Annotated in this window: 10 protein-coding genes; 5 read left to right on the plus strand and 5 right to left on the minus strand. The window is 60.2% G+C overall.

Annotated features, from left to right (window positions below; genetic code table 11):
• Nucleotides 1–54: 54 nt before the first annotated feature.
• The 4 genes from BMZ83_RS14990 to BMZ83_RS15000 all read left to right on the plus strand — a co-directional run bounded on the left by BMZ83_RS14990 (nucleotide 55) and on the right by BMZ83_RS15000 (nucleotide 2,539).
• The gene (locus BMZ83_RS14990) at nucleotides 55–1,062 is read left to right on the plus strand and encodes a Cdc6/Cdc18 family protein (protein WP_074880505.1); all 1,008 of its coding nucleotides are present in this window, start codon (nucleotides 55–57) and stop codon (nucleotides 1,060–1,062) included.
• A gap of 158 nt (nucleotides 1,063–1,220) precedes the next feature.
• The gene (locus BMZ83_RS17010; protein ID WP_166623307.1) at nucleotides 1,221–1,394 is read left to right on the plus strand and encodes a hypothetical protein; all 174 of its coding nucleotides are present in this window, start codon (nucleotides 1,221–1,223) and stop codon (nucleotides 1,392–1,394) included.
• Nucleotides 1,395–1,655: 261 nt separating this feature from the next.
• Nucleotides 1,656–2,294 (plus strand): hypothetical protein, encoded by a 639-nt coding sequence (locus BMZ83_RS14995; RefSeq protein ID WP_074880508.1) that lies wholly within the window; start codon nucleotides 1,656–1,658, stop codon nucleotides 2,292–2,294.
• A 2-nt stretch (nucleotides 2,295–2,296) separates the two neighbouring features.
• Entirely contained in the window at nucleotides 2,297–2,539 is a 243-nt protein-coding gene (locus BMZ83_RS15000; RefSeq protein ID WP_074880511.1) for a hypothetical protein, read from the plus strand.
• 52 nt (nucleotides 2,540–2,591) lie between these two features.
• Here the strand turns inward: BMZ83_RS15000 and BMZ83_RS15005 are convergent, their stop codons facing one another.
• The 5 genes from BMZ83_RS15005 to BMZ83_RS15020 all read right to left on the minus strand — a co-directional run bounded on the left by BMZ83_RS15005 (nucleotide 2,592) and on the right by BMZ83_RS15020 (nucleotide 4,394).
• Nucleotides 2,592–2,999 carry a PIN domain-containing protein gene (locus BMZ83_RS15005; RefSeq protein ID WP_074880514.1) on the minus strand — a complete coding sequence of 136 codons (408 nt, stop codon included), beginning with the start codon at nucleotides 2,997–2,999 and terminating at the stop codon, nucleotides 2,592–2,594.
• A 4-nt stretch (nucleotides 3,000–3,003) separates the two neighbouring features.
• Complete coding sequence (locus tag BMZ83_RS15010; protein WP_074880518.1) at nucleotides 3,004–3,273, minus strand: hypothetical protein; 270 nt, start codon at nucleotides 3,271–3,273, stop codon at nucleotides 3,004–3,006.
• Between the two features lie 103 nt (nucleotides 3,274–3,376).
• Nucleotides 3,377–3,526, minus strand: a complete 150-nt coding sequence (locus BMZ83_RS17015; protein ID WP_166623308.1) for a hypothetical protein — start codon at nucleotides 3,524–3,526, stop codon at nucleotides 3,377–3,379.
• A gap of 104 nt (nucleotides 3,527–3,630) precedes the next feature.
• Complete coding sequence (locus BMZ83_RS15015; protein ID WP_074880521.1) at nucleotides 3,631–4,176, minus strand: hypothetical protein; 546 nt, start codon at nucleotides 4,174–4,176, stop codon at nucleotides 3,631–3,633.
• Nucleotides 4,173–4,394 carry a UPF0175 family protein gene (locus BMZ83_RS15020; RefSeq protein WP_079990219.1) on the minus strand — a complete coding sequence of 74 codons (222 nt, stop codon included), beginning with the start codon at nucleotides 4,392–4,394 and terminating at the stop codon, nucleotides 4,173–4,175. The genes BMZ83_RS15015 and BMZ83_RS15020 overlap by 4 nt, the downstream gene beginning before the upstream one ends.
• A gap of 58 nt (nucleotides 4,395–4,452) precedes the next feature.
• Here BMZ83_RS15020 and BMZ83_RS16140 point away from each other — a divergent pair.
• On the plus strand, nucleotides 4,453–6,746 hold a 2,294-nt coding region (locus BMZ83_RS16140; RefSeq protein ID WP_177191580.1), incomplete at its 3' end, for an outer membrane protein assembly factor BamB family protein.

Raw genomic sequence — 6,746 nt, forward strand, 5'->3', positions numbered from 1 at the left:
CGAACCCCCCCCTCTGCGGCCCTTTATTACCCACCCTCCCCTCACCTATCAACTATGTATGTCGCGCCGGAGAAGCTGGAGGAAAACCACCTCCCGCAAGCGATGCCCGGCCGTGAGCCGCAACTCCAGCGGATCAGCGACGTGCTCGAGCCAGCGACGGCGGGTGAGCCGGCGGAGTCCTGCTGGGAGATCGGCCCCAGCGGCGTTGGTAAAACCTCGGCGGCGCAGTTCCTTCTCGAAGAAGCCGAAGGACTTGGCGTCGGCTGGACATACGTCTCTTGCACGTCAAACACCCGCTGGGAGGCACTGCAGAAAATCGCCGACGAACACCCATCGGCCATCGCAAAACCGAACGCCAGTACAGAAGAACTTCAGGAGTGGATTGCCGCGGGTGAGCAGCCGTTCGTCGTAATCCTCGACGAGATCGGCGGCCTCGAAGAAACTGATCTCTTGGCCGACCTCGCGAGCATGGAGTGGCTGTCGCTGATCCTGATCGGCCATCGCCGGAGTAACGCACTAGGCCAGGTGCCGGATCGGGCGGATTGTCTGCGCTTCGCCGAGATCGTGGAGTTCGGCGCGTATGACGATGATGCGCTGTTTACGATCCTCGATGCCCGTCGCGAGGTCGCACTGCAGACCGGCGCCGTCGACGACACCCAGCTCGAACGCATCGTCGCCGAAGCCGGTGGGTCAGCCCGCTTCGGCGTGCAGGCACTGCGCTCGGCGGTCGACCTCGGTATTGATCGCGGCCACACGACCGTCCGCGAGCAGGATATCGACGACTGTTTCGACCGCGCGAACGAGCGCATCCGCGAGCAACAGTTGCAGAGTCTCGGTCGCGACCACCATCTCGTCTATCGAGCGATCCGGGAGCACGGGCCCCTGCGTCCGCAACAGATCCACGACCATTACGAGGATCTGGGCGGGGGGAACTCGCGGTCGGCGACGCTGAAGTACCGCCGAAAACTCGACGAGTACGACTTGATCGAGAAGACCGCCGACGGCTGGGCCGTCGTCGACAAGACGCTGGCGGCGCCGCGGCGGGAGCAGCGTGCGATGTGAGAATTAACCAATAATCGGGCGCATATCCGGGGTTCCTGTTGGTTAACTCTTCAGGTCAACCCGAGCTCCCGAACCAGTTCGGCGCAACTATCGGCTGTGAGACTCACCGGAACTTAACACACACCCGCCGCAATCCTGCCGGTAATGGAGGTGAAACTGTGGTCGAAAAGCGGGCGGACATCACCGACTCCCAAGCCGAGTACCTGGAACGGGAGTTCGGTGATGACTGTAAGTCGGACGCCGAAGTGTTTCGAACCCTTATCCGCGAACACCGGCGTATGTCCCGACTCCTTGATCTCGACGAGCACGCCGACGACGTGCTCGACGAGTAGTCACTCGCACGCGAGCGAGTAAACAGTACCGTCGTACTACTGCCGGAGAAAAAGATGTTTTTTGGACACTCTGGCGGAGTCTTTAAGTTGTTTCTGGCCAACGATTTAGCCAGAGACGTTCCAGTGGGTGGTCCTCACGCGAGGACACCTGCGGGCTGACCCACCGTCGGACTCAAAGCCGGCGTGGGGTGCCACCGCGAACGGCACCGAGCCGCCACCGCACTGCGAGCGACACAGTGCCGACAGTCCTCTTGCCTGACCATGTCTCAGAGCGCCAGCCACAGCGACGAGCCGGATAGCGACGCAACTGACCGCCCTGCACTCGGCGCCCGCGGTAACTGGTGGGGCGAGGAGGCCGGCCTGCCACAGTCCGACGACGCCGACGATCGGGGCCACGCCGACCACGGCGGCACCTCGCGGGCAGAGTGGATCGCCCACCAGCTCGTCAAAGAGTCCGCACCGGCGATCCTCTCTGGCACCGCACTGTTCGGCGACCCTGATGAGGAGTACGCGACCCACGACGCCAACGTCGAGGTCGAACTGACCGACCCGGAGGTCTACGTCGCGCCGTCGACGCTCGACGCAGAGGGCGAACCGGAACGGGAACTCTACGCCGACCACCGCCGGGTTCGCGTCGACGAACAGCACGGCTACCTCGGCGGCGTCGTGCTGGCCGATCGAAGCAAACACGAGTTCATGGCGCAGGTCGAGATCGTCGTCGCGATGGCCCAACAGCGCGAGCACCTGCGGGACTCGACCGCAAACGACCTCGTTGATCTCGCGCGCTCGCGCAAAGCAGAGTCCCACGACGCCGTGCAGGACCAGTCCGACGTGGCGATCATGACAGAGATCGTCCGCTGTATCGAGACGCCGGCGCTGCTCAAGGACAAGGAGTGGTAGGGATGGCGACTGCAACCCCGCCACGCGACAACCGCCGCCGGACCGGCGCCACACTGGCGTTCACGCTCGTCGTCGCATCGTTCGTGTTCGGCACCCTCGGCGGCGTGATCGCGCTGTTCGAAGGCCTCTCCTTCGGCGCCGAGTTATCGCTGACCATCCTGCCGCTGGCCGTCGTCGCGCCGGTTGGCGGCGTCCTTGGCGCCGTGTTCTTCACTCCAGTCGCCGTGCTGCTCGCCGCTTCGTAATCGAGGTTACTCATTCATGTTCGAAACCACACGCAAGAGTCGCATCGTTCACTCACTCCGCACGTCGGTCGGCATACCCGTCGAGCGGGACGCGGTCGATGCCGACCGCGTCGTAGTCTTGTTCAGTCGAGAGCACGGTCTCCCCCTCGACGTGGGCGATGCCGGCGTGGAGGGCATCGTAGGGCGTGAGTCCATGATCGTCGATAAACGCGGCCGCGGCCAACAGCGCATCTTCGTGCTCGGCCGGCCGAACAGCGACCAGTTCCAACAGGTTTGGAACGAGTTCAGCGGCAGCGATCGTGTACGCCCCGGCGTCGGGGTCGTAGAAATACTGGAGGAACTCAGCATAGGTCGCAATCGAGGTATGCACGTCCGCCGTTTCGAGGGCGGCCTCGGCATCTGCTTGCAACCAGTCGGTTGGCTTTGCCAGTGCGAACAGGAAATCGCTCTCGACGAACATGGCGCTACTGCTCGTCGTCGCGGGCGTCGATGGCCTCGCGCTCGGCAGCGATCTCTGCCCGCCCGTGCTGTCGGGCCGCAGCCTGCAGTTCCTCGACGGACTGGTCGTCGAGGGCGTCACCGACGGCAGCCTGCACGGCCTGAAGCGGGTCCTCAGCGACGGGGAATAACGCGACGTAGTTCGGGAGTTCGACCACGCGATACTCGGTACCAAACCGTTCCCGAACGTCTTTCGGGAGATACAGCCGCCCGCGCTCGTCGGTGCTTTTCGACATACTCGGGGAGAGGAACGGGAGGAACTAAATGGTTTCCCGTGATTTCGGACACATTCCCGTATCGGGCGGAGAACAGGAAATCGATTCGGCGTACTTGGTTCGTTCAGCGCCGCTCGCGCTCTCGAAGCTCCCGAACCGCCTCGACGGGGTCGATGTCGGTATCGGCATCGACGGCGAGGTCATGGAGCGCGTCACCGAACGGCGTGTCGTCGTCGCCCGGGCAGTCCTCGGCGTCGCCCTCACCGGGGCACATACTGAATCGACGGGACGGCGGCGGCAAAACGGTTCGGGTGCGGTAAATCGGAGATTCACTATTCATGACTCAGACATCCACCATCAGCAGTCGCATCGCCCGTCTTACAGCAGTTCGCTCACCGACTCCACCGGCGAGTAGTACCCGTAGTCAATCCATTCGGCGAGCCACTGATCGGCCGTCTCGACATCAATCACGTCGGTGTGGACGGCCTTGGCGAGCACACCGAGTGAGCCGGTGCAGTCGATACCCAGCGAGTTGGCGACATCACGAGCGTCGCCGTCATCGGTCGCGGCGACACCACCGTGTTCGTGGGCGAGAATTAAGACCGCTGCTTCTCCCGGATCAACGGTGCGGATCTCGTCTGGGTAATCGGGCACCGCAACGGATTCACGACGCAGCCAATCCTGCGAAAGATTCGGTTCGTCGTACTGGGATTGCACGATCTCCGCGTTATCTGGCTCAAGCTGGAGGATTGCCCGATTCAGGTGGGGATGGTCGTCGAAGGCTCCATCTGCCAGTTCATCGGCGACTGGCTCGGGAACGACCGGATCTTGAAAACACTCGAAGAGCACATCGACGGAGTCGGTTAGCGCGAGGTTCGACAGAACTGTCGAATCAAGATACACCGGGCGCGGCGACTCACTCATTCGATGTCGAGCGCGACATCGACTTCCTTCTGGGCCGCATCACGGTCCTGAGGGCCCAGCCGCAACCGAACGCCGGCGTCGACGAGCGTCGCCCGCATTTCTTCTTTCGAGATGTCGACTCGGCTCGCGGCTTGGCCGAGCGTCAGCTCGCCGAGAGCGTACAACCCGATGACGGTGGCGAGTTCAGTGTCGTCGCCGGTGGCGTCGGCCCGTGCCATACACGACAATTCGTGACTCGCCGTCAAAAGACTGCCGCAAATTGAGGTTCATCCATTCATGTCCGAAACATCCACCATCAGTAGTCGCATCGCCCGCCAACTCACCCTTCGCCGACTCGAACTGACCGCGCTGTCGACGACGGCGCTGGCGTTCGTGCTGACCGTCGCGCTCATCGAGACCACGGCAGTCCACGAAGCCAACCCGATCACGGCCGCGCTCGCCGATCACGTCGGCTGGGCTGGTGCCGGCGTGATCGGAATCGGCTACACTGCCGGCGCGTTCGCGCTGTTCCGTCGCACCTGGTCCTACCGCTACCGCGGCGTACGTGTTGCCCACGTCGGCGCGGTGCTCGTCGCCGCGCCGGGCGTCGCCGATCTCGCCGTCAACGTTGTTCGGCTCGCCCAGGTCGGCCTGCCATCGCTGGCGCTCGAGGCGATCGTCGCCACGTCGGCGCCGGTCGTGCTCGCGACAGTCGTCGCCGTCGGGCATCCAGCCGCGCCGCGAGTTCGGGAGGCTGTTTCGAAGGCGTCGATCGCGCGTGCTGGCCGGCGGACCGTGCCTGCGGTCGTCGCCGTGCTGGTGGTCACGTCGATGTTCGTGGGAGTGGTGGTCATCGGAACACAACCTGTGGATCCGGATACATCGGGAACTGTTGAAGCCACAAGCCACGAAACTGGCATAGTTCTATCAACTTCTGATGATAATACACTTGAAGCATCCGACCCGGAAACTGGAAACACTATCTGGTCATACACTTTCTCAAGTAGTGTTTATGACGTACATAAAGGGCCTAACGGAAAATACGTGTACGCTCATGATAACAGCGATGATGCGGATATGCACAGGATATATGCGGCAAATGGAACACTGGATAAAACCATCCCATTAGCCACGACAACTGCCTCATATGCCACTGGATCTATCGTTTCTCCGGATGGGGGTACAGTTTACCATAACAACTTTAATGATGATAACATCAGCGCTGTGGACGTTGGAACGGGTGCAGTTGACTGGGAAGTAAGTATAACGGGTTCAAGTATGGACGAATTCGCCATCAGTAGTGATGGGGGAACTCTTTACGTTGGTGGGAATCATGGCAGTAACGATCAGGGGCGAGTTACTGCTATTGACAGTTCCACGGGTGATGTTCTTTGGACTACCCTTTATGTGGACAGTGTTAATGACATCGCCCTTTCGCCTGATGAATCTAAAGTATATGTGGAAGTGGCTGGTGACAGCGGCAACGGAGAAACAGTTGCTACGTGGGTATCAAATCAGTCAACCCAGTGGATATACACTGTTGACAACTATGGGACCCACGATCTCACTGTTTCACCAAATGGTAAAACAGTCTATGTGACTAACACTGAATCCAACGACAGACACATACAAGCCGAAGCATTAGACGCTGAAACAGGCAATCTTCAGTGGCGAACTGAACTAAGCACTGCAATAGATGAGGGGCATGCTATTTATGCGTCAGATGATGGTAAAAAGGTATTCTATGGTATAGGGACCGGTGAAGTTGGGGCTTTAGACAGTTCTGACGGGTCCTTATTATGGTCGGACACCTCACAAACTGGAAATATAAACCACATAGTGTCTATGAACACCGATGTGAAACTACTTTCCAGCCTTTCAACTACTAACACAGGTTCCACATCAACTGAACTGAATTGGGAGTCAAACCATGACGGCCAAACAAATGTGGAATACAAGCCTTCAGACTCCTCTACGTGGAAAACGTATTCGACTGTCTCCGGCACCACCACCTCTGAAACAATTACGGGGCTGAAAAACGGGGAGAAATACGATGTTCGAGTGATTGTCGACGGAGGAACCACGAACAGCACCACCAGCGCCACCACCACGCTCCCAGCCGACGACCAACCTGTACTCTCGACGCCATCGGAGGGCCAGATCACCGTCGACCGCGAGACGGTGATAACCAACTACGGCGAGGTCGAAGTCCAGTACCGCGAGACGAACACATCGACATGGACCACCCACACCACCGTCCCATACGACTTCACGACCATCGACATCGAGAACCTCTCCGACGAGGAAGAGTACACGGTCCGTCTGCAGACCCAGACCGAACACACGACCGGTAGCTGGACGGATCTGGTGTCGACGGGAACGTTGACACCAACGGGTCCGATCAGTGGCACGGTTGAGAACCAGAACGGCCAAGCGATCGAAAATGCAACGGTGAAAGTCTTCACCGTCACGAATGCCACTGAGGGTGTCACTGATCCTGCGTCGGGGATCGATGAACTCACTGATCTCTCGGACCCAATGCCGGACTCGTTCGCCGAACAATCGGACTCGGACTTCCAGTTGCTGGGTGA

It is taken from the genome of Halolamina pelagica (assembly GCF_900115675.1).
GTDB lineage: Archaea > Halobacteriota > Halobacteria > Halobacteriales > Haloferacaceae > Halolamina > Halolamina pelagica.